Source organism: Cellulomonas sp. 73-92 (assembly GCF_001898175.1).
In the GTDB taxonomy this organism is placed as follows: domain Bacteria; phylum Actinomycetota; class Actinomycetes; order Actinomycetales; family Cellulomonadaceae; genus Cellulomonas.
The window spans coordinates 26987-50136 of the sequence record NZ_MKTH01000013.1; the positions used below are offsets into that span (position 1 = coordinate 26987).

A 23150-nucleotide genomic window follows, 5' to 3' on the forward strand; every position below is an offset into this window, starting at 1 on the left:
CATCGACAGCAGTCGGCCGATCCGTGGCCGCGGGGCGAGCGATCCCTGCTCGGCCCGCCCATCGGACGGTGCCCGGGCTTCCTGAGCGGTTGTCGGCGCCTCTCAGCCTTCGTCACCCGATGGGAGCAGGCGAACCCGGACAGCCCCGACAGAACCCCCTGCGGGAGAGCCGCGTCAGCCGTTGACGTCGACGTAGACGGGCGGGTGCACCGGGGCGGGCGTCAGGTTCGCGAGCGCGCGCAGGTGGCGCCGCCCGCGCACCATCGCCGTCGACAGCGCCTGGGCCACCGTCAGCTGTCGTTCCAGGATCGCGCGGGCGCGCTCCTCGAGCGACGCCGGCAGCGGGCCCAGGCCGACGGGGGGCGACCACGGCACCGGCGCCGGGCGGTGGGCGTCCGCGAGCAGGCCCTCGGCCTCCCGGACCGCGATCTCCATCTCGTCGAGCGCGCGGCTCCACGCCGTGTCCCAGTCGGCGGCACCCATGACGGTCGCCGCCTCAGGCCACGCCGAGCAGGCCGCTGCCGACCGGCTCCGCCGGCTCGCGCGGCGTCGGGATCGCGGCCCGCCCGGTCTCGTCGGCCGCCTCGTGCCAGGCCAGGCACAGCGGCTCGAGCAGGGCGCGGCACGAGGCGACGCGCGTCACGTCGCCGCTGGCGCCCGCCGCGAACAGCTCGCGCAGGACGAACCCGTAGACGGACAGCAGGGCCTCGGCGCCGTCCCACGCGCTCACGTCGAGCATCCCGATCAGCTCGCCGACGATCTCCTGCGCGTGGCCCACGAACGGGGCCGCCGCGCCGCGGTCGCCGTCCAGGAGCTCGCGCTCGGCGCGTGACAGGTCGAGGATCAGGCGGTCGTACAGCATGGTGAGGAGCCGGGCCGGGCTCGCCGTCGCGATCGCATCGGCGAGGTAGCGGGAACGCGCGTCGTCCACGGGGGGCCTTCCGTCAGGAGGACTTCGACGAGCTCGACGTGCTGGGCGTCGAGAGCGAGCCCAGCACCGAGCTGAGGTAGGAGGACTGGGACTGCAGCGTCGACAGCGCCGTCTCCATGGCGGAGTACTGCTGCTCCAGGGACTGCTGGCGCAGCGCGAGGCGCACATCCCACTCGGAGATCTGGTCGCCGAGCTGCTGCACGGTGCTCTGCTGCTGCGTGATGTTCGAGGTGAGCAGGCCGTCGATCGGGTCGGAGTACGCGGTCGCGACGGACTGCACGCGCTGCGCCACCGCCGTGACGACCGCCTGCGTCTTCGCGGGGTCGGCCGCGAGCGACGCGGCGAACGCGTTCTGGTCGAACGTGAACGTCCCGTCGCTGTTGACGACGATGCCCACGCTCGACGGCGAGACGAGCCCGCCGTTGTACGTCACCGCCCCCGAGCCGGCCGTCGAGACGGCGTTCTGCAGGAACATCACGTCGCTCTCGGCGCCCAGCACCCCCGGCGACAAGCTCGTCGACCCGTCCGCGTTCGTGGTCGACGTGGACTTGGTCTGGCTCGTGATCTCGCCGAGCACCAGGTTGAGCTGGCCGACGAGGTCGGAGCCGAGCTTCGTCAGCGCGGTGTCGTCGCGCGCCGTGGACACCGTGACGTCGGACGTCGTCGGCTGGCTCACGGTGAAGCTCAGGCCGGCCACCGCGCCCGTGAACGTGTTCGTCGAGGACGTCATGGTCATGGGCTGGCCGTCGGGTCCCATGACGCCGGGCCACAGCGTGACCTGCGCGTCCTGCGCGGCACGCACGGTCGTCAGCGACAGCGCCGTGGCGGCGCTGGTGTCGAGCGTGCCGTCGGCGGCCTTGGTGACGGTGCCCGAGTACACCTGGAAGGCGCCGGCCGCGCCGCTGGTGCCCGAGGAGAGCTGGAGCTGGTAGCCGCCGCTCACCTGGATGGCGACGGCGGAGACGCCGGCGGACGCCCCGTTGATCGCGTCCGCGACCTGTTGCGGCGTGGCGCCGGCGGCGACGGAGACGGGCACCACCGAGCCGCCCGCGCCGACGAACGTCAGCGTCCCGGCCTGGCCGGACAGCAGGCCGCCCGCGGCGGCGGCCGAGAGGAGGGAGGTCTGGTTCTGGGCCGTCTGGTCGACCCGGAACGTCAGGGCCGTCGGCTGCCCCGTGCCCGTCGCCGTGGCGGTGACGGAGGAGTCCGAGGACGATGCGGCGAGCGCCTGCCAGCTCGAGGCCGTGGCCGCCCGCGTGGCGGCGCTCCCGAGCGAGGCGACCTTCGTGTTGAGCGACTGCAGGGCCGTGACGAGGCTCTGGGTGACCGTCTGCTTCGTCTTGAGCGCCTGCTGCGGCTGCGCCTCGATCTGCATGAGCTGGCTGATGATGCTCGCCGTGTCCAGGCCGCTGACGAGGCCGCTGACGCTCGACGTCCCTGCCATCTCGCTCCTTCGAGGTCACGCGTCCCGGCGGCTGCCGGGTGAGACTGCGGCACCGGCGGCGCGCGGGACGGCGCGCCGCCGGTGCCATGCCCAGGGCTCGATGTGGGGTGTCGCCCGGGGGTGACGGCCGCGGCGTCGCCGCGGCCGGGGTCGGGCTCAGCCGAGCAGCTTGAGGATGCTCTGCGGCATGGAGTTGGCCTGCGCCAGCATCGCGGTGCCGGCCTGGCTGAGGATCTGGTTGCGCGTGAAGTTGACCATCTCGGACGCCATGTCGGTGTCCTGGATCTGGCTCTTCGAGGCGGTCAGGTTCTCGACCGTGACGTTGACGCTGTTGATCGTGTGCTGCAGGCGGTTCTGCGAGGCGCCGAGGTTCGCGCGGGCCGTCGAGACCGTCTGGATCGCGGTCTGGATCGAGGTCAGCGACGTCTGGGCGTCGGTGTTGCTGTCGAACTTGAGCGCGTTGACGGCCAGGCCGGAGGCGGAGACGTCGGCGCCCGACAGGTCGACCGAGATGGTGCTGCTGGCGCTGGAGTCCGCGCCCACCTGGAAGTTCATGGTGCCGGCGCTGCCGTCGAGCAGGACCTTGCCGTTGAACTTCGTGGCCGACGAGATGCGGGTGAGCTCCGACGTCAGGCCGTCCGCCTCGGTCTGGATGTCGGCGCGGGCGTTCGTGTCGTTCGAGTCGTTCGCGGCCTGGACGGCCAGGTCGTTGAGGCGCTGGAGGATCGAGTGGACCTCGGTCATGGCGCCCTCGGCGGTCTGCACGACGTTGATGCCGTCCTGCGCGTTGCGGGCGGCCTGCGTCAGGCCACCGATCTGCGACTGCAGGCCCTGGGAGATCGCCAGGCCGGCGGCGTCGTCAGCGGCGCGGTTGATGCGGTAGCCCGAGGACAGCTTCTCGAGCGAGCTGGACAGCGAGCTCTGCGTGGTGGAGAGGTTGCGGTACGCGTTCAGCGCCGCGAGGTTGGTGTTGACGGTGAGACCCATCGTGATCTTCCTCCTTGATGCGGGTCATGCGGCCCATCCGTGGGCACGCCTTGCACATCGCCCGGGCGAGGCGGCGTCTGAGGAGTTCTCCTCGACGGATTTCAGGCGGTGGCTCGGGGGCGGCGCAGCTGGTCCGCCGCCGCCTCGCGCCCACGCTGCTGCGGAACGTCGACCACCGGCGCGGTGCTCGCCGCCGGCATGGCCGCACGGGCCGCCACGGCCGCGAAGTACGCCCGGCGCCGCCGCTCGGCCACGCCCTGGGGACGCTGCGCCGCGGGCACCAGGTCGGGGTCGAGCGAGGCGTTCATGCCGTCCCGCAGCAGCCCGAGCGCCTCGGTGCGCAGCTGGCTGATCCGGGACTCCGTCACCCCGAGCTCGGCCGCCAGGTCCGCGATCGTGCGGTCCTGCAGGTACAGCCCGACGACCACGACGCGCAGCCGGTCCGGCAACGTCCCGACGGCGGCGCGCAGCCAGTGCACGCGCTCGCTGCCGAGCGCCAGCTCCTCGGGGCTGGCGCTCGGGTCGGGCAGGACGTCGGCCAGCACGGAGCCCGGCGCGTCGAGCCGCAGCACCCGGCGCTCGGCGTCGAGCCGCGCCTCCTCCACGCCGGCGGTGTCCGTCCCCATGGCGGCCGCGATCTCCTCGCGCTCAGGCTGGCGCCCGAGGGACGCGCGCAGCTGGTCGCTCGCGGAGGCGTACTCGCGGGCACGCCGTCGTGCCCCGCGGGACGCCCAGTCGATCGAGCGCAGCTCGTCGAGGAGGGCGCCCTTGATCCGCAGCGCGGCGTAGCGCGCGAAGGGGACACCGGACTGCGCGTCGTAGGACCGGGCGGCGAGGACGAGCGCCAGGCTGCCGGCGGACACCAGCTCGTCGCGGGTGACCGAGGGCGGGACGCGGTGGAGCACCTCGCTGACGTGGTACCCGACGAGAGGAAGGTGGTCGCGGATCAGCTGCTCCTCTGCGACCTGTGCGGAACTCATGGGGGCTCCGTCGTCGGCCCGCGTCTCCGGCTTGAGATGAAAGCGCTTTCACCTTGGGGAACAGACCGATCCGGCGAACCGGACGGACGGCCAGCAACCGTGCCGGGCGAATCACCCACTGCGGGGACGCTTCCGACATCTCGCCGCGCCGGCTGTGACCAAGATCACATCCTGGACGGCCTGTCTGAACCCCCTGGGCGGCACACGTCCGGGTGACGCAACCAGGTGACGGCTGGCGAAAACCGCTCGCACGGGTCAAGTCCGGGCTCGCGCGTCCGATAGGGGAGACGATCATCCAGGCCGTAGCGTGGCAGGCCGCCACCCGGGGCCCCGAGAGGAACCCGTCCATGACCCTGAACAGTCTCTCCGAGGCGCTCTGGCACGAACGCCGGCTCCTCGAGCTGCTGCTGTTCAAGCTCGAGGAGGAGCAGCTCGTGCTCACCTCCGGCCGGAGCCGCTGGCTCGCGCAGGCCACGCGGGAGGTCGAGTCGGTGCTCGACGAGATCCGCTCGGCGGAGATCGCCCGGGCGGTCGAGGCGGAGGCCGTCGCCGCGACCCTGGGGCTGGACGGCGGCGCCTCGCTCGCCGAGCTGGCCGCCGCCGCACCCGCGCCCTGGGACGAGCTGCTGCGCACGCACCGGGACGCCTTCGCCTCGCTGACCTCCGAGATCGGCCGGATGGCCGACGACAACCGCGAGCTGCTGGCGCTGTCGCACCGCGCCACCCAGGAGACGCTCGCCTCGCTCGAGCACAGCGTCCGCACCTACGACGAGACCGGCCAGCGCCGCACCGAGAGCCTCGGCGCCCAGCTGCTCGACCGGTCGATCTGAGCGGGCAGCCATGGGCAGCACCTTCTCCGGCATCAGTACCGCCCTCTCCTCGCTCATCGCGCAGCGCACCGCGCTGGACGTGGCGGGGCAGAACGTGGCCAACGCCAACACCGCGGGCTACACGCGCCAGCGCGCCGACCTCGGGGCCGTGGCGGGCACGCAGTCCGCGTCGATGTTCGCCACGAACAACGGGGTCGGCACCGGTGTGCAGGTCACCGGGATCTCCCGGTCCGCGGACCCGTTCCTCGACACCAAGCTCCGCTCGCAGACCTCCGGCGCCGCCGCCCTGGCCACCCTGTCCAGCGCCTACTCGACGCTGGAGTCGAGGCTCGGCGAGCCCGGCGCGAGCGGCCTGTCGGCGCAGCTGCAGACGTTCTGGAACGGCTGGCACGACGTGTCCAACGCCGCGGACACGATCTCCGCGCGGTCGGTGCTGCTCGACGACGCCCGTCAGCTGACGGAGACGCTCCACACGCAGTACCAGAACATCGCGACCCAGTGGGCCGACACGCGCACGACGACGGCGAGCCTCGTCACGCAGACGAACACGCTGGCCACGAACGTCGCGGACCTCAACAAGCGGATCCTCGACATCACGAACAACGGCGGCAACGCCAACGAGCTGTCCGACCAGCGCGACCAGGCGCTGACCCAGCTCGCCGGGCTGGTCGGAGCCACCGTGCAGACGCGCCAGGACGGCCAGGTCGACGTCTACGTGGGCGGCGACGCGCTCGTCTTCGGCGGCTCGTCCCACGCCCTGGCCCTGGCCGGCGCGCAGGACTTCAGCCAGGCGACGGGGTACGCGACCGACGGCACGCCGATCACGCCGCAGGACGTCCACCTGACGTGGGCGGACACGCCCGGCAAGCGCGTCGTCCCCACCGGCGGCACCGTCGCCGGCCAGCTGACCGTGCTGGCGCCACCGGCGGCGGACGACTCCGGCACCGGCGGCGTCCTCACCGAGGCGGCCAAGCGGCTCGACGAGGTGGCCACGCGGCTGGCGACCGACGTCAACACCCTGCACGCGGGCGCCGTGACGACCACCGGCACCGCGGGCGGCGCCTTCTTCAGCCCGCTCGACCCCTCCGACCCCACCTTCCCCGGCGGCCCGGCCAAGGGCCCGGCCGCGCTCCGGATCTCGGTGGCGCTGAGCACGGCCGACCAGGTCGCCGTCGCGGCCCCCGGCGGCGGCGCGTACGACGCCTCGGTCGGCCAGCAGATCGCCGCCCTCGGCACCTCGACGTCCGGTGCCGACGCGCTGTGGGGCAAGGCGGTCGTGGAGATCGGCAACCGCAGCGCCGCGGCGACCTCGCGCAGCTCGGTCGCCGAGTCCGCGCGGGCGTCGGCGGAGCAGGACCAGCTCGCCAACGCCAGCGTCGACACCGACGAGGAGACGGTCGGCATGATCGCGACGCAGCGCGCCTACCAGGCCGCGGCGCGGGTCCTCACCACCCTCGACGACATGCTCGACACCCTCATCAACAAGACCGGCCTCGTCGGGAGGTGACGACGGTGATCCAGCGCGTGACCCACGAGACGATCCAGCGCTCGACGCTGCGCAACCTGCAGACGAACCTGTCCGCGGTGTCCAGGCTGCAGGGCGAGATGTCCAGCGGCAAGAAGATCCAGGTGCCCTCCGACGACCCGTCCGGGACGGGCCAGGCCCTCAGCCTGCGCGCGACGACGAGCCAGCTGGCGCAGTACCAGCGCAACGGGCAGGACGGCGACTCCTGGCTGACGACCGTCGACACGGCGCTGACGACCGCCCTCGGCTACGTCCGCAACGCGCGCGACCTCGTCGTGCAGAGCGGCGACGCGGGGCTCGGCCAGTCCTCGCTGAACGCGCTGGCCGACAGCATCGACGGCCTCAGGTCGGGCCTCCTCGCGCAGGCCAACTCGCGCTACCAGGGCCGCAACGTGTTCGCCGGGACGTCCGACGCGTCCGGCGCCTTCAGCGTCGACACGTCGGGCGCCACTCCCGTCTACACGTGGACGGGCTCGGCGACGGCGACGGTCGAGCGCAGGGTCGGCCCCTCGACCACCGTGCGCGTCGACACCGACGGGTCGCAGGCGTTCGGCTGGACCGACCCGTCCAGCGGCACGCAGTCCACGGTGTTCGCGCTGCTCGACAAGGTCTCGGCGGGGCTGCGCAGCGGCACGGACGTCACCGGCACCCTGGCCGACATGGACTCCGTGATGCAGAACATGCTCACCGCGGCATCGTCGAACGGCAGTCGCCAGAAGGTGCTCGAGAACACCATGTCCGACGTCTCCTCGCAGCAGCTCACCATCAAGGGCCAGCTCTCCGGCGTCGAGGACATCGACATGGCCGCGGTCGTCATGGACCTGCAGATGCAGCAGGTCACCTACCAGGGCGCCCTGTCCGCCGGGGCGCGCGTGCTGCAGCCCTCGCTCCTGGACTTCCTCCGGTGAGCGGGCCGACGAGCGTCGCGGTCGCCACGCCGGCCGGGCCGCGGTCCGTGCCGAGCCGGCTGCACATGGTCGAGCCGCTGCCGGGGCTGCCCGGCACCGAGTACACGCTCGACGCGCTCGACGACATCGGGTTCCTCTTCGCCCTGCGCGGCGAGGACGGCGTGCGGCTGTTCGTCGTCAGCCCCGGCCTCGTCTTCCCCGACTACGCGCCGACGATCCCCGGCACGGCCCTTGAGGCCGTGTGCGGCGCCGAGCCCGACCCCCTCCTGCTCGCCGTGGTGCACCCGGGGACCGACGACCGGCCCGTGCCGACGGCCGACCTGCTCGCGCCGATCGTCGTCGGCCCCGGCACCGCCCGGGGCCTGCAGACGGTGCTCGACGAGGACCTTCCGCTGCGCGCCCCCCTGGGCTGACCCCTCAGGTCGCCCGCCCGGCGGCCGATGGGGCGGGCATGCCCATGCCCGAAACCGCGGCGGGCGGCACCGTCCTCTCGGAGCCCGTCCGCGCCCGCAACCCGCACGTCGCGATCTTCCGCCAGGCGGTGGTCGCGGCGGACCAGACGGTGCGGGCGTGGTCGTTGCGCGCCGCGATGGCGGCGAACGACGGCCGCTGGTGCGCCGAGGAGGACGTCGAGCCGACGACCGAGGCGGAGTACCACGCGCTCGACCTCGCCCTGCTCGGCGGCGACGTGCCGGTCATGCTACGGGCCACGGGCGGGCTCGTGTCGGGGGCGACCCCGACGCCGCCGAGCCCGAACGGGCTGTGGCTCGAGCTGTCCGGCGCGCTGGCACGCCACCCCGACGCCAGCGCCCGGGTCGCCGCCCTGCGCGCGCGGGGCGCCCAGGTCGTCGTCGGCGACTACGTGGGGGCGCCCGAGCAGGACGCCCTGGTCCGGGCCGCCTGGGCGGTCAAGGTCGACGCGCGGATCCCCGAGGGCCGGCTGCGCGAGGCCGTGCTGCACGTGCACGGGCTCGGTGGCACGGTCATCGTCGAGTCCGTCACCACCCCCGCCGCGCGCCGGCGGGCGTTCGCCGCAGGCGCCGACCTCGTGCAGGGTCCCCTGCTGCAGCGGGAGGCGGACGGACCGCTGCGCAGCGCCAAGGCCGGCGAGGTGCAGTGCCTCGAGGTGATCCGCCTGCTCTCCGAGCCGGAGATCGACCTCGAGGCGGTCGCCCGGATGGTCGCGGCCGACCCGGAGCTGTCGATCCGGGTGCTGCACGTCGTCAACTCCAGCGCCTTCGCGCTGCACCACACCGTCGACTCCCTGCGGCACGCGGTCATCCTGCTCGGCCCGCAGCGCATGGCCGCCCTGGCGATGGCCTCGCTGATCGACGCCCGCCCGGCCGCGGTCGGCCAGCTGTGGTCGGTGCTGACCCGGGCGCTGACGTGCCAGACCCTCGCCCGGCAGGACGCCGGGTACACGGTGGGACTCCTGTCGGCGGTCGCCAGCCAGCAGCGCATCGACATCGGCTCGCTGCTCGCCACGTCGGGCGTGTCCCCCGAGCTGGCCCGCGCGCTCGAGCAGCACCGCGGCCCGCTCGGGCGGGTGCTCGCCGCCGTGCTGGCGCACGAGGAGAGCGACACCGCAGGCGTCGCCGCTGCGGGCTTCGACCCCTTCGACGTCGCGCGCGCCCACCTGGACGCCGTGCCCGAGGCGCTGTCCATCGCCACCGCGCTGTCGATGGACCCGATGAGCTGAGGCTCTCGGCCCGCTCACAGGATCCGTCCACCCCAAGGTCAGGTCACGCTGCCACGGTGTGGTCTACCCTCCCGCCGGGAGAGCAGTGCGCCACGCACGCGGCACGAGGAAGTGAGGTCCGGTGAGCTACCAGCGGTCCCGGAAGCAGAAGGTCGGCGCGAAGGCGCGTCGTATCGAGGACCGGGAGCTCGCCCGGATCGAGCGTGTCCGCCGCGCCCGGCGAGCCAGGGTGCGCAGCATCACGCTGCGTGGGATCGCCGTCGTGGCGGTGCTCGCCGTCCTGGCCGGTATCGGCCTCGCCGTGCGCGCCGTCGTCGCGGCGAACCGGCGCGGGCCGGCCAACATGGCCTCCGACGGGCTGCTGGTCTCCAGCACCGACGGCCTGAACGTCACCGCGTCGCCCTCCGCCCCGCTGCCCGACAACGGCACGCCGACGCCGTCCGCGGACCTGAAGTCGTCCGGCGTGACGCAGGTCGTCGCCTACGTCGACTACTCCGACCCGGCGTCCGCCGCGTTCTGGGCGACCGACGGCGCGTCGATCTCGCAGATGGTGACGGCGTCGCAGGGAGCGCTGACGCTCGAGATCCACCCCGTCGCCGTGCCGAGCGCGCGCGAGTCGTTCACGCCGACGCCGGTGACGCCGTCGCCCTCGGCCAGCGCCACCCCGTCGGCGACGCCCACGCCGAGCGCGACCCCCTCCCCGTCCACCAGCCCGTCGCCGTCCGCGACCCCCACGCCCACCCCGACCCCGAACCTCCAGGACGCCGGCTACGACTACGCGCTACGGGCCGCGAACGCCTTCGCGTGCGTCGCCAACGGCGCCCCCGACCAGGCGCTGGCCGTCAACGACGCGCTGTTCGCGGCCCAGGCGACCTTCGGCAGCGCCGGTCTGACCGACGACCAGCTGGTCGCGCTCGTCCAGAAGGCCGGCGTCACCGCCAAGGGCACCGACAAGTGCATCCGCAGCCACCACTACGAGCGCTGGGTGACCCAGGCCACCGCGCGGGCCACCACGGCCGTGCCGTTCGACGGCGTGAAGCCGCTGGGGACGGCGCCGCTCGTCGTCGTCGGCGGTCACCAGTACACCGGCAAGGTCGACGACTCGGCGGCGTTCACCACGCTCTTCCTGCAGGCCTACCAGGAGGCCTCCCAGGCCGCGAGCGCCGCGTCCGGCAGCACGCCCACGCCGACGCCGAGCGACACGGCCAGCGCCGTCCCGAGCACGGGGCCCACGGGCTCGCCGACCCCGACGCCGACGTCCTGATCGTGACCCAGGGGGGAGAGCCGTTCCGCCCGGGTGTGGCAAGATGACTGCGCCGGAGCCTTCGGGCCCCGGTGCGTCGTCGTCGACAGTGTCGGCGTCGACACCTGCTCGCTCCCGGCCGGGAGCGGGTTCGGCCTTCACAACGGATCGTCCGGCACGTACCTGCCGGTGAAGGGGAGTACACGATGGCCACGGTCACTTTCGACCACGCGACCCGGATCTACCCGGGCACCGAGCGTCCCGCGGTGGACGGCCTCGACCTGCACATCGAGGACGGCGAGTTCCTCGTCCTCGTCGGCCCGTCGGGCTGCGGCAAGTCCACCTCGCTGCGCATGCTCGCCGGCCTGGAGGACGTCAACTCCGGCCGCGTCCTCATCGGGGACCGCGACGTCACGGACGTCCAGCCCAAGGACCGCGACATCGCGATGGTCTTCCAGAACTACGCCCTGTACCCGCACATGACCGTCGCGGACAACATGGGCTTCGCGCTGAAGATCGCCGGCACCCCCAAGGCCGAGATCCGCCAGCGCGTCGAGGAGGCCGCCAAGATCCTCGACCTCTCCCAGTACCTCGACCGCAAGCCGAAGGCCCTCTCCGGTGGCCAGCGTCAGCGCGTCGCCATGGGCCGCGCCATCGTCCGCCAGCCGCAGGTGTTCCTCATGGACGAGCCGCTGTCGAACCTCGACGCCAAGCTGCGCGTGCAGACGCGTACGCAGATCGCCTCGCTGCAGCGCCGCCTCGGCGTCACGACGGTCTACGTCACGCACGACCAGATCGAGGCCCTCACCATGGGCGACCGGATCGCGGTGCTCAAGGACGGCCTGCTGCAGCAGGTCGGCACCCCGCGCGAGATGTACGACGTCCCGGCCAACGTCTTCGTCGCCGGCTTCATCGGCTCCCCCGCCATGAACATCGGCACCTTCCCGGTGCTCGACGGCGCGGCCTCGGTCGGCAACTCGCGCATCACGCTGCCGCGCGACGCGATCGGCACCCTGACCGACGACGACAAGGGCAACATCACCGTCGGGTTCCGTCCCGAGGACCTGGACGTCGTGCCCAACGGCACGCCGGACTCGATCCCGGTGTACGTCAACATCGTCGAGGAGCTCGGCTCCGACGCGTTCGTCTACGGCTCGCTGACCGACGCCTTCGGCTCGGCCGCGGTGGTCCACTCCACCGCCGCCGACTCCGAGGTCACCGTCCGCATCGACCCGCGCGACGTGCCGGCCAAGGGCTCGCAGATCAACGTGCGCGTGCGCCCGCACCTGCTGCACCTGTTCCACGCGGGCAGCGGCGAGCGCATCACCACCGGCGCCTGATCACCACGATCGGCACGAAGGGGCGGGGCCTGCGGGTCCCGCCCCTTCGTCGTCCGTCGGGGACAATGGCGACGTGAGCTCCGCCTCCCTGCAGATCACCGCGGCGTCGCCCGACCCCGCCCTCCTCGACCTCCCGTGGGACGTCGCGCTCGAGGACTGGCCGGCCGAGACCATCGCCGCGCTCCCCCGCGGCATCTCTCGCCACACGGTCCGGTTCGCCCGGATGTCCGGCCGGGTCGTCGCGATCAAGGAGATCGGCGAGTACGTCGCGTTTCGCGAGTACGAGCTGCTGCGGCAGCTGCGCCGCCTGGACGTGCCGAGCGTCGTGCCGCTGGGCGTCGTCTCCGGCCGTCACACCCCGGACGGGGAGCCGCTGGAGCCCGCGCTCGTCACGGAGCACCTGCAGTTCGCCCTGCCGTACCGCGTGCTCTTCAGCCAGGCGCTGCGACCCGACACCGCCACCAGGCTCATCGACGCCCTCGCCGTCCTCATGGTCCGGCTGCACCTCGCCGGGTTCTACTGGGGCGACGTCTCGCTGTCGAACACCCTGTTCCGCCGGGACGCGGAGACGTTCGCCGCCTACCTGGTCGACGCCGAGACCGGCGACCTGCACGAGGCGCTCACCGACGGGCAGCGCTCCTACGACCTGGAGGTCGCGCGGGTCAACATCATCGGCGAGCTCATGGACCTGCAGGCCGGCGAGTACCTGGAGGACGAGACCGACGCGGTCGCGATCGGCGACGCCCTCGTCACGCGGTACACGGAGCTGTGGCGCGCGCTGACCGAGGTGGAGTCGTTCGGCTTCGGCGAGCGGTGGCGGGTGCAGGCGCGCATCGACCGGCTCAACGACCTCGGCTTCGACGTCGACGAGCTGGACATCACCACCGACGTCGGCGGCACCACCGTCCGCATCCAGCCCAAGGTCGTCGACGCCGGCCACCACAGCCGCCGGCTGATGCGCCTGACGGGCCTCGACGTCCAGGAGAACCAGGCCCGCCGGCTGCTCAACGACCTCGACGAGTACCGCGCCGCGACCGACCGCCAGCGTGAGGACGAGTCCTTCGTCGCCCACGACTGGGTCACCGAGATCTTCGAGCCCGCCGTGCGGGCCGTGCCCCGTGAGCTGCGCGCCAAGCTGGAGCCGGCGCAGGTGTACCACGAGCTCCTCGACCACCGCTGGTTCCTGTCCCAGCTGCAGCACCGGGACGTGCCGATGGACCAGGTGGTCACGTCGTACGTCAAGACGATCCTGCCGCTGCGGCCCGACGAGCAGGCCGTGCTCGGCGGCCTGCCCGGCGACATGCGCGACGAGACCGGCGTGATCCCGGTGGTCGAGGGCTGAGCTACTCGGCCCGGCGGCGGGCCACCTCGTACAGCGCGATGCCCGCGGCGACACCGGCGTTGAGCGACTCGACCTCGCCGGCGATCGGGATCGCGGCGATCGCGTCGCACTGCTCGCGGACCAGGCGGGACAGGCCCTTGCCCTCCGAGCCGACGACGAGCACGAGCGGGTCCGCGGCGAACGGCAGCTCACCGACGGTCGTGTCCCCGTGGCCGTCGAGGCCGACGACGAACACGCCGGCCTTCCGGTACTCCGCCAGGGCCCGGGCGAGGTTGGTGGCCCGCGCCACCGGCACGCGCGCGGCGGCACCGGCCGAGACCTTCCACGCCGAGGCCGTGACACCGGCCGCCCGCCGCTCGGGCACCAGCACGCCGTCCGCGCCGAACGCCCCGGCGGACCGCAGCACCGCGCCGAGGTTGCGCGGGTCGGTGACGCCGTCGAGCGCGACGACGAGCGCCGGCCGGCCGGCGGCGGCCGCGGTGTCGAGCAGGTCGTCGGGCTCGGCGTAGGCGTAGGGCGGCACCTGGATCGCCACGCCCTGGTGCACCGCGCCGTCGGTCATGCGGTCGAGCTCGAGGCGCCCGACCTCGAGCAGGGGCCGGTGCGCGTCCGCGGCCAGCTTGAGGATCTCGCGCGTGCGGTCGTCATGCTCGATCCGCGCCGCGACGTAGACGGTGGTCACGGGCACGCCGGCGCGCATCGCCTCCAGCACCGAGTTGCGGCCCGCGACGATCTCGTGGGTGGTCGAGCGGCGTGCGGGACGGCGGGGTGCCGCCCCCGAGGACGAGCCGGGCCGTGACGTGGCGGCGCGCGTCTCGGCCGCCGCCTTGCGCTTGTGCGCCGCGTGGTACTCGCGGTCCTCGGCCTTCGGCGTCGGGCCCCGGCCCTCGAGCCCCTGCCGGACGCGGCCGCCGCTGCCCGCGGTGTGCTTCGGCGCCTTGCGCACCGCGCCGCGGCGCTTCGAGTTCCCTGCCATCACGCCTCCCCAGCGAGCGACCACCGTGCGCCGTCGCGCCCGTCCTCGACGGCGATGCCCGCCGCCGTGAGCCGGACGCGGATGGCGTCGGCCGTCGCGAAGTCCTTGGCGGCGCGGGCGGCCGCCCGTGCCGCGAGCTCGGCGTCGACGAGCGCGCCGAGCGCCCGCGCCGCCCGGTCGTCGGCACCGAGGACGCGCCAGCGCACCGACGCCGGGTCGAGCCCGAGCACGTCGAGCATGGCCCGCAGCGCGACGAGCGCCGCCGCGGTCGCCTCCTCGTCCCCGCGCGCGAGCGCGGAGTTGCCGGCCCGCAGCACCTCGTGGACCACCGCGAGCGCGGCGGGCACGTTGAGGTCGTCGTCCAGCGCGGCGGCGAAGTCCGCCGGGAGGTCGGCGGCGGCCACGGCCTCGTCGTCCGGCTGCCCCACGCGCTCGGCGGCCCGCTCGACGAAGCCGGACAGCCGCTCCCACGCGGCGCCGGCCTCCGGCAGCGTGTCGTCGGTCCACTCGAGCATCGACCGGTACTGCACGGCCGTCAGCGCGTAGCGCACCACCGCGGCCGGCACCTGGGTGAGGACCGTGCTGACGAGCAGGCTGTTGCCCAGCGACTTGCTCATCTTGGTGCCGCCCTGTGTCACCCAGCCGTTGTGCAGCCAGTACCGGGCGAAGCCGTAGCCCGCGGCGTGCGACTGGGCCTGCTCGTTCTCGTGGTGCGGGAACCGCAGGTCGAGGCCGCCGCCGTGGATGTCGAAGGTGTCGCCGACGTAGCGCCGGCTCATCGCGGAGCACTCGAGGTGCCAGCCCGGGCGGCCGCGCCCGAAGGGCGTGTCCCACGCCGCGTCGGAGGGCTCGCCCGGCTTCGGCGACTTCCAGAGGGCGAAGTCGTGCGGGTCGTGCTTGCCGTTGCCGTCGTCGGCCGCGTCGACCATGTCGTCGAGCCGCTGGTTGGTCAGCTCGCCGTAGCGCGGCCAGGACCGCACGTCGAAGTACACGTCCCCGGGGCCCGCCTGGTAGGCGTGCCCGGCGTCGACGAGCGTGCGCATGAGCTCGACCATCTCGGGCACGTGACCGGTGGCACGCGGCTCGTAGTCCGGCGGCAGGACGCCCAGCGCGTCGTACGCGGCGGTGAACGCGCGCTCGTTGGCCAGGGCGAACGCCCACCACGGCTGCCCGGCCTGCTGCGCCTTGGCGAGGATCTTGTCGTCGATGTCGGTGACGTTGCGGACGAGCGTCACGCGGTGGCCCGTGCGGCGCAGCCAGCGCACCAGCACGTCGAACGCGACGGCCGAGCGGATGTGGCCGACATGCGGCGGGGCCTGCACGGTCGCGCCGCACAGGTAGATGCCGACCTGGCCGGGCACCAGCGGCACGAGGTCGCGCACGGTGCGGGTGGCGGAGTCGAACAGCCGGAGGGTCACGCCCGCAAGGGTACCGGGGCGCCTCGCCGCACCTCGGCGGGTGCCGAGCCCACGCCGAGCCCGCGCGCCACCCCGCGCCACCCCGCTCTTCACTTTCCTGAGCTTTCGGTTGTGATTCACGACCGGCGGTTCAGGAAAGTGAAGAAGGGGGTGGGCAGGTGGGTGAGCGGGTGGGTGGGTGGGCGGTCAGCCGAACGAGCGGCCCTCGCCGCGGTAGGTCGGGACCGTCCGCTCGATCCGACCGCGCCGCACCAGGTGCACGTCGGCGAACCGCTCCATCACCTCGCCGGCCTTCGCGTGCCGGAACCACACCCGGTCGCCGACGGCCAGCACGCGCCCCGGCGCCAGGCGCAGCGGCGTCTGCACCTCGCCGGCGCCCTCGCGGCCGGTCAGCCGCAGGCCGGCCGGCCAGGCCGGCCGCGGCAGCCGGGAGGGCGCGGCGGGCCCGGAAGCGACGTACCCGCCGCCGAACACGGTGGCGTACCCCGGCCCCGGCAGCCGCACCACGTCGAGCCCGACGAAGGCCGCGGGACGGGACCGGAAGGCGCGGTAGCCGTCGAACAGGGTGGGGCAGTACAGGCCGGAGCCGGCGGTGACCTCTGTGACCGTGGGATCGGCCGCCGTGCGGTCCACCGAGCCCGTGCCGCCGCCGTTGACCAGCTCGAGCGGGCCGACCTCCCGTTGCACCGCGTCGCGCACCGCGCGGCGGCGGACGTCGAGGTCGGCCAGCGAGAGCCGCTTGACCGCCCGCACCGCCGCCGAGGAGTCCGGCAGGCCCGCGACCTGGGCCTCGTAGAACATGAGGCCCCGCACGTGCAGCCCCGGCAGCTGCGCCACCGACCCCGCGAGCGCGGCGACCTCGGCCGGCGTGTGCACCGGCGAGCGGCGCACCCCGAGGTGGAGCGCGAGCGGGCCGAGGGCCAGCCGCAGCGAGGCGTCGACGTCCAGGCAGACGCGCAGCGTGCGCCCGTGCGCGGCTGCCGCCCGCGATGCCCGCACCGCCTGCGCCACGTCGTCGACCATGAGCGTCACCGCCGCCGCGGCGGCCTTGTCGGCCGCGATCGCGTCCAGGGCGGCCTCGTCGGCGGTCGGGTAGCCGACCAGGACGTCGGCGACGCCCGCCGAGGCCAGCCACAGCGCCTCCCAGGGCGAGTACGCCATGACGCCGACGACGCCCGGGCGCGCGAGGACGAGGTCGAGCACCGCGCGCACGCGCACCGACTTGCTCGCCACCCGCAGCGGCGTGCCGGCGGCCCGGCGCAGGAGGTCGTCGAGGTTCGCCTCGAACGCGTCGAGGTCCAGCGCGACGAGCGGCGCCGGGAGCCCGGCCGTCGCGGCGGAGAGCGCCTCGCCGACGCCGCCCGGCGGGCCGGCGGGTGCCGCGCCGCCGTGCGCGCTCACGCCGCGGCCTCGTCGTGCTCGCCCCGCTGGCTGCCCGCCGCGACGGGCTGCCGCCCGCCGGACCCGGGTCCCGGCACGCGCAGCACGCCCGCGACCAGGGGCACCGCCAGGACGAGCACGGCCGGGACGACGAAGCCGGCCCGCAGCGTCGCGACCGTCCCGACCGCGCCGACGAGCACGCCGCCGAGCACCACGCCGACGTAGTTGAAGTAGTTGAGCCGGGCGACGACGAGGTCGGCCGCGCCCGGCGCCACGTCGCCCGCCGCCGAGAACGCCAGCGGCGGCACCACGGCGAGCAGGCCGGTGACGCCGAAGGCCGCCACGGCCGTCCACGGGCCGCCCGCGGCGACGACCGCGAGCATCGCCGCGGCGCCCAGCACCCCGGTGGTGCGGACCACCGCCGTGCGACCCCACCGCTGCACGGCGCGGTCGCCGAGCACGCGTGCGAGGAGCGCCACGCCGAGGTACGCGGCGTAGCCGAGCGGCCGCACGTGGGCCGACGCGCGCAGCTCGTCGAGGAAGAGCGCGCTCCACGAGGAGACCGCCGAGTCGGCGATGTAGTAGGCGACCACGCACACGCCGAGCAGCAGCACCGGACGCCACGGCACCCGGCGCCCCGCGGGCAGGGTCTCGAGCGTCGTCTCGCCGGGCCGCCCGCGCCAGCCCCAGCGCACGACGAGCACCCCCGCGGCCACCGCCACCGGCACGCCGAGCACGAGCACCCACAGGACGGGACGCTCGCTCCAGTGGCCGCCGGTCACCGCGACGAGCAGCGCCCCGACGATGCCGGCCGCGGAGAACGCCCCGTGGAAGGAGGAGAGCAACGAGCGTCCGTACTCCTGCTGCACGGCGACGGCCTGCATGTTCCCGCCCGCGTCCACCAGGCCCAGGCCCAGGCCGTACACGAGGAACCCCGCGACGGCCACGCCGAAGGTCGGCGACGACGAGACCCACGCGAGCGCCACGACGAGCCCGGCCAGTCCCGCGGTCAGCGCCGCGCGCGAGCCGCCGCGGCCGCGCGCCAGGCGGTCGGCCACGACGGTGCCGAGGGCCGCCATCGCGCACACGAGCAGGATGACGACCGTGATCTCGCCGGTGCCGACCGAGTAGCGGTTCTCGAACGCCGGCAGGCTCGTCAGGACCAGGGCGTACGCCAGCCCCTGCGCGGCGAACGCGGACGCGGCGGCGCCTCGGGCGCGGCGGGCGGCGCCGGCCCGACCGGTGCCGACGCCGGGGGTGCTCACGCCGACGCGTCGCGCGCCCGGGTGGGCAGGGCCACCCCGTCGGCGCCGACGGGGCGGGCGTGCCCGGAGAGGAACTCGGCGAACACGCGAAGGTTCTCGCGCGCCGCGGCGTCGTCGCCGTCGGCGAGCCACGCGAGCACCACGCCGTCCGTCATCATGACGACGAGCCGCGCCATGGTCTCGATGGGCAGCGTCCACGCGATGCTCGCCGAGCGGGCGAGGGTCTCCAGGAACTGGCTCGCGGCCTCGTGGCTGACGAGGTACTGGTTGACGGAGACCTGGCGCACCTCGACGTGGCGCATCGAGTACGTCGTGAGCTCGTAGCTCAGCAGCTGGGACCCGCGCGTGGCGCTGATGCCGCCCCACAGCAGGTCGAGCGCCCGCTCGATGATCACGTCGGGCTCACCGTGGACCGGCATCTCCAGCAGGCTCTGCGAGAGGTTCTGCCGCGTGATCTCGTGCGCCATCGCCGAGAGGAGCTCGTCCTTGTCCTGGAAGCAGTAGTGGACCACCCCGAGCGACACCCCGGCCTCGGCGGCCACCGCACGGACCGTCGCCGCGTCGATGCCCTCCCGGCTCGCCACCGCGATGGCGGCCTCCACGAGCTGCTCGCGTCGTTCGGCGATCGGCAGCCTCTTCATGGTCCCCCTCAGTAGCCCGGAGCGCCCCGTCGACCGTGCCGGTGCAGTCATCACAAACCTCGTCGTGACACAAGTCAAGCACGTCCCTCACTTGACCTGGACAGATGACCAGATGATGCTGCGACGATGGCCGCACCCTGGGAGAACTGGGCCCGCACCCAGCGCGTCACGCCGCGGCGCGTCGAGCGCCCGCTCGACGCGGGCGACATCGCCGACGCCGTGCGCCGAGCGGCCGCCGAGGGCCTCCGCGTGCGGGCCGTCGGCAGCGGCCACTCCTTCACGGGCGCGGCGGTCACCGACGGGGTCCAGCTCGACCTCGACGCCGTCCGGCGCGTCGAACGGGTGCTGCCGCTGCCCGACGGCCGCTCGCTCGTCACGGTGGGCGCCGGGATCCGGCTGCGGCGACTGTGCGCCGAGCTCGCGGCGCGCGGGCTGGCGCTGGAGAACATGGGCGACATCGACCACCAGACCCTGGCGGGCGCGATCAGCACGGGGACGCACGGCACGGGCGCGCGGCTGCGCGGCATGGCGGCGCAGGTGGCCGGGGTCCGCCTGGTCACCGCCGGCGGCGACGTCGTCGACCTCACGCCCGACGACGAGGCCTTCGAGCCGGCGCGCCTGGGCCTCGGTGCGGTCGGCGTGCTCGCGGCCGTCACGCTGGCGGTCGTGCCGGCGTGACGGCTCGAGGCGCGCGAGGAACCGCTCCCGCTCGACGACGTGCTGGACGGTCTCGACGAACTCGTCGACGGCAACGACCACTTCGAGTTCTACTGGTTCTGCCACACCCGGCGGGCCCTGACCAAGCGCAACAACCGGGTGCCCGACGACGTCGACCGCCCGCTGCCGCCGGTGCGGGGCTGGGTGGCCGACGAGCTGCTGTCCAACGCCGTGTTCGGGGTGGTCAACCAGGTCGCGGCCGCGGCGCCGCGCACCGTGCGCGGCCTCAACACGCTCAGCGCCCACGCGCTCGGCGCGCGCACCTACACCGGGGGTTCGCACGACGTGTTCGTGTCCCCGCGTCGGGTCCGGTTCCGGGAGATGGAGTACGCGGTCCCGCGCCCGGCGGTGCGTGGGGTGCTCGACGAGATCGACCGGTGGACCCGTGCCCACGGCGCGCAGGTGCCGTTCCCCGTCGAGGTCCGGTTCGCGGCGGCCGACGACCTGTGGCTGTCCACCGCGACCGGCCGCGACACCGCCTACGTGGCCGTCCACCAGTACTGGCGCATGCCGTACGACGCGTACTTCGACGCCGTCGAGCGGATCGTCGCGCAGGTCGACGGGCGTCCGCACTGGGGCAAGCTGCACACGCTGGGTGCCGGGCGCCTCGCCGAGCTCTACCCGCGGATGGCCGACGTGCGGCGCGTCCGCGCCGCCCTCGACCCGCGGGGCGTGTTCGCCAACGCCTACCTCGACCACGTCCTGGGACCCGTCACAGCCTCCTGACCGGCGGCGATGGCCGCCGGGCGGCGCGCGGCCGGCCGGGGGCGCTCGCCCCGGACGACCGACGCCTCCGCCACCCGATCATTCGGTCACCGATTGGACGGGCGGCGGAGGCGACGTGGGACCTGCGCCTGGTGGCGCCCCTACTTGGCGAAGAGCTTGGAGAAGAAGCCGCCGGTGGGCTGCTCGCTCTCGTGGCCGGCGCACCACTGGGACGCGGGCACCCGGGCCTTGACCGAGTCGACGTGCTGGCCGCAGCCGGCCCACGTCGTCTTGCCGCACACGGAGCACTTCACGGGGTAGCACATGGGTATCTCTCCTGGGGTTGGGGGTCGAGGGTCGAGGGGTTGACGGGTCAGGCGAGCATGAGGAAGAGCTTCTCCAGCTCTTCCGTGGTCAGGCCGTCGTCGCCGGTCGCGGCGGCCTGCGGGTCGGTGAGGCAGTCCTTCATCGCGGTCGACACGATGGCGAACCCGGCCTTGTGCAGGGCGCTGGTCACCGCGGCGAGCTGGGTGACGACGTCGCGGCACGAGCCGCCGGCCTCGACCGCGGCGATGACGGCGTTGAGCTGGCCGCTGGCTCGGCGCAGACGGTTGACGACGCGGCGCTGCGCCTCGGCCTCGGGAGTGCTCATGACCGGTCTCCTGTCGCTGGGGGTCGGGGTTCAGGCCCGCGCGGGCTGCGGGGCGGCGGCGCGCATCTGGAGCGCCGCCGCGAGCGTCTCCATGCCGCCGGACAGCGACGCGGAGTCGAAGCCCTGGGCGACGAGGATCCGATGGGCGAGGTACGAGCGCCACCCGGAGTGGCACATGACGCGCACGGGACGGCCGGCGGCGGCCTCACGGACCTCGCCGATCCGCTCGCGCAGCTCGGTGTGCGGCACGTTGAGCGCGCCGTTCAGGTGACCACGGGCGAACTCGCCGGCGGTGCGCACGTCGAGCACGAGCGCCTCGGTCACCACCTGCTCGATGTCGTCCGGGTACCACAGGCGCAGCGTGCCGTCGACGACGTTCTGGCCGACGAAGCCGGTCATGGTCACCGGATCCTTGGCGCTGCCGTAGGGCGGCGCGTACGCCAGGTCGAGGTCGACCAGGTCGTCCACGGTCATGCCGGCGCGGATCGCGGTCGAGAGGACGTCGATGCGCTTGTCCGCACCGTCCTCCCCCACCACCTGCGCGCCGAGCACGCGGCCGTCGGCGGGCGCGATGTGGACCACGAGGTGCAGCGTGCTGGTGCCGGGGAAGTAGCTCGCGTGCTGGCCCGGGTGCAGGTGCAGCGTGCGGTAGTCGATCCCGGCGGCGTCGAGCGCGGCCCGGTTCGCGCCGGTCATGGCGGCCGTGAGGTCGCCCACCCGCACGATCGCGGTGCCCGTGGTCGGCGGGATCGGCCGCGCCGTGGCGGGCCGCAGGATGTCGTCGGCCACGAACCGGCCGGCACGGTTCGCCGGCCCGGCCAGCGGCACGGGACGGAGCACGTGCGTCACCGCGTCGACGCTGACCACCGCGTCGCCCACGGCCCAGATGCCGGGCTGCGACGTGCGGCCGTGCTCGTCGACGACGATCGCGCCGCGCTCGCACGCGACGCCGGCCCGCTCGAACACCTCGGTGTCGGGGCGCACGCCGACCGAGAGCACCACGAGGTCGGCCTCGAGCCGGCTCCCGTCGCCGAGCACGACGACGTCGCGCTCCGCCCCGTGCTCGATCTCGGTCGCGGCGACGCCGGCGCGCACGTCGATGCCCAGGCGCGCCAGGGCGTGCGTCGCGTAGAACGCGAGCTCCTCCTCCAGCGGCGGCAGCACGTGCGGCGCGAGCTCGACGAGGGTCACTGTCAGGCCGGCCTTGGCGAGCGCCTCGGCCGCCTCGACCCCGATGAACCCGGCGCCGAGCACGACGGCCCGGCCGGCGCCCCCGGTGACGCGGGCGCGCATCATGAGCGCCTCGTCGACCGTCCGGAGCGTGCTGACGCGCGGGGAGTCCAGGCCGGGGATCGGGGGCCGGACGGCCTTGGCGCCCGGCGAGAGCACGAGCGCGTCGTAGCCGAGCTCGTCGACCCCGTCCGCGGTGCTCACCGTGACGGTCCGCGCCACCGGGTCCACCCCGATGACGTCGTGACCGGTGCGCACGTCCAGGGCCAGCGCGGCGCGCAGCGACTCGGGCGTCTGCACCTGCAGCGCCCCGGGGTCGGTGATCTCGCCGCCCACGTAGTACGGCAGGCCGCAGTTGGCGAACGAGACGTACGGGCCGCGCTCGAGCACGACGATCTCCGCCGTCTCGTCGAGCCTGCGGGCGCGCGCGGCGGCGCTCATGCCGCCCGCGACGCCACCGACGACGACGATCCTCATCGGACGGCCTCCGCGCCCTGCTCCTCGGCCTGCGCCGCCAGCTGAGCCCGCACCTCGTCCATGTCGAGCCCGCGCACGGCGGCGATGAGCTCGTCGAGCGCCGTGGCCGGCAGCGCGCCGGGCTGGGCGAAGACGACGATCCCGGCGCGGAACGCCACGAGGGTGGGGATCGAGGTGATGCCGAACACGCCGGCCAGCTGCTGCTGCGCCTCGGTGTCGACCTTGCCGAAGACGATGTCGGGGTGGGCCTGCGAGGCGCGCTCGAAGACCGGGGCGAACATGCGGCAGGGACCGCACCACGCGGCCCAGAAGTCGAGGAGGACGATGTCGTTCTCCGCGACGACCGCGGGAAGGGTGTCGAGCGTGATCTCACGGGTGCTCATGGGACGAGTATACCCCCGGGGGTTTATTGCGCAACCGTGCCGCACCCGAGCGGGAGGATGGCGGCGGGGGGACCGAC

The 23150-nt window shown here is 74.1% G+C and carries 23 protein-coding genes and 1 pseudogene; 10 read left to right on the forward strand and 14 right to left on the reverse strand.

Annotated features, from left to right (window positions below; translation table 11 throughout):
- Positions 1-174: 174 nt before the first annotated feature.
- The 5 genes from BGO37_RS06805 to BGO37_RS06825 form a co-directional block, all read right to left on the reverse strand.
- The gene (locus BGO37_RS06805) at positions 175-483 is read right to left on the reverse strand and encodes a hypothetical protein (protein ID WP_291753359.1); all 309 of its coding nucleotides are present in this window, start codon (positions 481-483) and stop codon (positions 175-177) included.
- A gap of 13 nt (positions 484-496) precedes the next feature.
- Positions 497-931, reverse strand: coding sequence for a flagellar export chaperone FliS (gene fliS, locus BGO37_RS06810; RefSeq protein WP_291753361.1), 435 nt, complete (start codon positions 929-931; stop codon positions 497-499).
- A gap of 13 nt (positions 932-944) precedes the next feature.
- Positions 945-2375, reverse strand: a complete 1431-nt coding sequence (gene fliD, locus BGO37_RS06815) for a flagellar filament capping protein FliD (protein WP_291753363.1) — start codon at positions 2373-2375, stop codon at positions 945-947.
- A 156-nt stretch (positions 2376-2531) separates the two neighbouring features.
- Positions 2532-3362 (reverse strand): flagellin, encoded by an 831-nt coding sequence (locus BGO37_RS06820; protein ID WP_291753364.1) that lies wholly within the window; start codon positions 3360-3362, stop codon positions 2532-2534.
- A gap of 101 nt (positions 3363-3463) precedes the next feature.
- A complete protein-coding gene (locus tag BGO37_RS06825) occupies positions 3464-4342 on the reverse strand; it encodes a sigma-70 family RNA polymerase sigma factor (RefSeq protein ID WP_291753366.1) in 879 nt (292 codons plus the stop codon).
- Positions 4343-4689: 347 nt separating this feature from the next.
- On the opposite strand from BGO37_RS06825, the gene flgN reads away from it, so the two are divergent.
- The 8 genes from flgN to BGO37_RS06865 all read left to right on the forward strand — a co-directional run bounded on the left by flgN (position 4690) and on the right by BGO37_RS06865 (position 13229).
- Positions 4690-5172 (forward strand): flagellar export chaperone FlgN, encoded by a 483-nt coding sequence (flgN, locus tag BGO37_RS06830; RefSeq protein WP_291753368.1) that lies wholly within the window; start codon positions 4690-4692, stop codon positions 5170-5172.
- A 10-nt stretch (positions 5173-5182) separates the two neighbouring features.
- Positions 5183-6679: a flagellar hook-associated protein FlgK gene (gene flgK / locus BGO37_RS06835; RefSeq protein ID WP_291753371.1), complete on the forward strand. Its 1497-nt coding sequence runs from the start codon at positions 5183-5185 to the stop codon at positions 6677-6679.
- Positions 6680-6684: 5 nt separating this feature from the next.
- Positions 6685-7605 carry a flagellar hook-associated protein FlgL gene (gene flgL, locus BGO37_RS06840; RefSeq protein ID WP_291753373.1) on the forward strand — a complete coding sequence of 307 codons (921 nt, stop codon included), beginning with the start codon at positions 6685-6687 and terminating at the stop codon, positions 7603-7605.
- Entirely contained in the window at positions 7602-8018 is a 417-nt protein-coding gene (locus BGO37_RS06845; protein ID WP_291753375.1) for a flagellar assembly protein FliW, read from the forward strand. Before flgL ends, BGO37_RS06845 begins: the two co-directional genes overlap by 4 nt.
- A gap of 38 nt (positions 8019-8056) precedes the next feature.
- A complete protein-coding gene (locus BGO37_RS06850; protein ID WP_291753378.1) occupies positions 8057-9304 on the forward strand; it encodes an EAL and HDOD domain-containing protein in 1248 nt (415 codons plus the stop codon).
- A gap of 121 nt (positions 9305-9425) precedes the next feature.
- Positions 9426-10568, forward strand: a complete 1143-nt coding sequence (locus tag BGO37_RS06855; RefSeq protein ID WP_291753379.1) for a hypothetical protein — start codon at positions 9426-9428, stop codon at positions 10566-10568.
- A gap of 185 nt (positions 10569-10753) precedes the next feature.
- Complete coding sequence (locus BGO37_RS06860; protein WP_291753380.1) at positions 10754-11887, forward strand: ABC transporter ATP-binding protein; 1134 nt, start codon at positions 10754-10756, stop codon at positions 11885-11887.
- Between the two features lie 73 nt (positions 11888-11960).
- Positions 11961-13229: a DUF4032 domain-containing protein gene (locus BGO37_RS06865; protein ID WP_291753381.1), complete on the forward strand. Its 1269-nt coding sequence runs from the start codon at positions 11961-11963 to the stop codon at positions 13227-13229.
- 1 nt (position 13230) lies between these two features.
- Here the strand turns inward: BGO37_RS06865 and rlmB are convergent, their stop codons facing one another.
- The 5 genes from rlmB to BGO37_RS06890 form a co-directional block, all read right to left on the reverse strand.
- Positions 13231-14205 (reverse strand): 23S rRNA (guanosine(2251)-2'-O)-methyltransferase RlmB, encoded by a 975-nt coding sequence (gene rlmB / locus BGO37_RS06870; protein WP_291753382.1) that lies wholly within the window; start codon positions 14203-14205, stop codon positions 13231-13233.
- The gene (gene cysS / locus BGO37_RS06875; RefSeq protein ID WP_291753383.1) at positions 14205-15623 is read right to left on the reverse strand and encodes a cysteine--tRNA ligase; all 1419 of its coding nucleotides are present in this window, start codon (positions 15621-15623) and stop codon (positions 14205-14207) included. Before cysS ends, rlmB begins: the two co-directional genes overlap by 1 nt.
- A 186-nt stretch (positions 15624-15809) precedes the next feature.
- On the reverse strand, positions 15810-17024 hold the full coding sequence (locus tag BGO37_RS06880; RefSeq protein ID WP_291753385.1) for an alanine racemase: 1215 nt from the start codon (positions 17022-17024) through the stop codon (positions 15810-15812).
- Positions 17021-18268, reverse strand: coding sequence for an MFS transporter (locus tag BGO37_RS06885; RefSeq protein ID WP_291753387.1), 1248 nt, complete (start codon positions 18266-18268; stop codon positions 17021-17023). The genes BGO37_RS06880 and BGO37_RS06885 overlap by 4 nt, the downstream gene beginning before the upstream one ends.
- On the reverse strand, positions 18265-18909 hold the full coding sequence (locus BGO37_RS06890) for a TetR/AcrR family transcriptional regulator (RefSeq protein ID WP_291753388.1): 645 nt from the start codon (positions 18907-18909) through the stop codon (positions 18265-18267). The genes BGO37_RS06885 and BGO37_RS06890 overlap by 4 nt, the downstream gene beginning before the upstream one ends.
- 126 nt (positions 18910-19035) lie before the next feature.
- Here BGO37_RS06890 and BGO37_RS17835 point away from each other — a divergent pair, with 126 nt between their 5' ends.
- Positions 19036-19587 (forward strand): FAD-binding protein, encoded by a 552-nt coding sequence (locus tag BGO37_RS17835; RefSeq protein ID WP_367188091.1) that lies wholly within the window; start codon positions 19036-19038, stop codon positions 19585-19587.
- A 15-nt stretch (positions 19588-19602) separates the two neighbouring features.
- Positions 19603-20352: pseudogene (locus BGO37_RS17840) on the forward strand (D-arabinono-1,4-lactone oxidase); the annotation flags it as partial.
- A gap of 140 nt (positions 20353-20492) precedes the next feature.
- Here BGO37_RS17840 and BGO37_RS06900 read toward each other — a convergent pair.
- From BGO37_RS06900 to trxA, 4 genes are read right to left on the reverse strand one after another with little or no spacing between them, the layout of a single operon-like run.
- Positions 20493-20657 (reverse strand): hypothetical protein, encoded by a 165-nt coding sequence (locus BGO37_RS06900; RefSeq protein ID WP_291753389.1) that lies wholly within the window; start codon positions 20655-20657, stop codon positions 20493-20495.
- Positions 20658-20704: 47 nt separating this feature from the next.
- Positions 20705-20983, reverse strand: a complete 279-nt coding sequence (locus BGO37_RS06905; protein WP_291753391.1) for a metal-sensitive transcriptional regulator — start codon at positions 20981-20983, stop codon at positions 20705-20707.
- Between the two features lie 30 nt (positions 20984-21013).
- Positions 21014-22690 carry an FAD-dependent oxidoreductase gene (locus BGO37_RS06910; RefSeq protein ID WP_291753393.1) on the reverse strand — a complete coding sequence of 559 codons (1677 nt, stop codon included), beginning with the start codon at positions 22688-22690 and terminating at the stop codon, positions 21014-21016.
- Positions 22687-23073, reverse strand: a complete 387-nt coding sequence (gene trxA, locus BGO37_RS06915; RefSeq protein WP_291753394.1) for a thioredoxin — start codon at positions 23071-23073, stop codon at positions 22687-22689. Before trxA ends, BGO37_RS06910 begins: the two co-directional genes overlap by 4 nt.
- Positions 23074-23150 lie beyond the last annotated feature (77 nt).

Excerpts from the sequence above, each read along its gene's own strand:
- BGO37_RS06805 (WP_291753359.1), bottom strand. The coding sequence starts at position 483 with ATGGGTGCCGCCGACTGGGACACGGCGTGGAGCCGCGCGCTCGACGAG.
- fliD (WP_291753363.1), bottom strand. The coding sequence starts at position 2,375 with ATGGCAGGGACGTCGAGCGTCAGCGGCCTCGTCAGCGGCCTGGACACG.
- BGO37_RS06820 (WP_291753364.1), bottom strand. The coding sequence starts at position 3,362 with ATGGGTCTCACCGTCAACACCAACCTCGCGGCGCTGAACGCGTACCGC.
- BGO37_RS06825 (WP_291753366.1), bottom strand. The coding sequence starts at position 4,342 with ATGAGTTCCGCACAGGTCGCAGAGGAGCAGCTGATCCGCGACCACCTT.
- flgN (WP_291753368.1), top strand. The coding sequence starts at position 4,690 with ATGACCCTGAACAGTCTCTCCGAGGCGCTCTGGCACGAACGCCGGCTC.
- flgK (WP_291753371.1), top strand. The coding sequence starts at position 5,183 with ATGGGCAGCACCTTCTCCGGCATCAGTACCGCCCTCTCCTCGCTCATC.
- BGO37_RS06850 (WP_291753378.1), top strand. The coding sequence starts at position 8,057 with ATGCCCATGCCCGAAACCGCGGCGGGCGGCACCGTCCTCTCGGAGCCC.
- BGO37_RS06860 (WP_291753380.1), top strand. The coding sequence starts at position 10,754 with ATGGCCACGGTCACTTTCGACCACGCGACCCGGATCTACCCGGGCACC.
- rlmB (WP_291753382.1), bottom strand. The coding sequence starts at position 14,205 with ATGGCAGGGAACTCGAAGCGCCGCGGCGCGGTGCGCAAGGCGCCGAAG.
- BGO37_RS06890 (WP_291753388.1), bottom strand. The coding sequence starts at position 18,909 with ATGAAGAGGCTGCCGATCGCCGAACGACGCGAGCAGCTCGTGGAGGCC.
- BGO37_RS17835 (WP_367188091.1), top strand. The coding sequence starts at position 19,036 with ATGGCCGCACCCTGGGAGAACTGGGCCCGCACCCAGCGCGTCACGCCG.
- BGO37_RS06900 (WP_291753389.1), bottom strand. The coding sequence starts at position 20,657 with ATGTGCTACCCCGTGAAGTGCTCCGTGTGCGGCAAGACGACGTGGGCC.
- BGO37_RS06905 (WP_291753391.1), bottom strand. The coding sequence starts at position 20,983 with ATGAGCACTCCCGAGGCCGAGGCGCAGCGCCGCGTCGTCAACCGTCTG.
- BGO37_RS06910 (WP_291753393.1), bottom strand. The coding sequence starts at position 22,690 with ATGAGGATCGTCGTCGTCGGTGGCGTCGCGGGCGGCATGAGCGCCGCC.
- trxA (WP_291753394.1), bottom strand. The coding sequence starts at position 23,073 with ATGAGCACCCGTGAGATCACGCTCGACACCCTTCCCGCGGTCGTCGCG.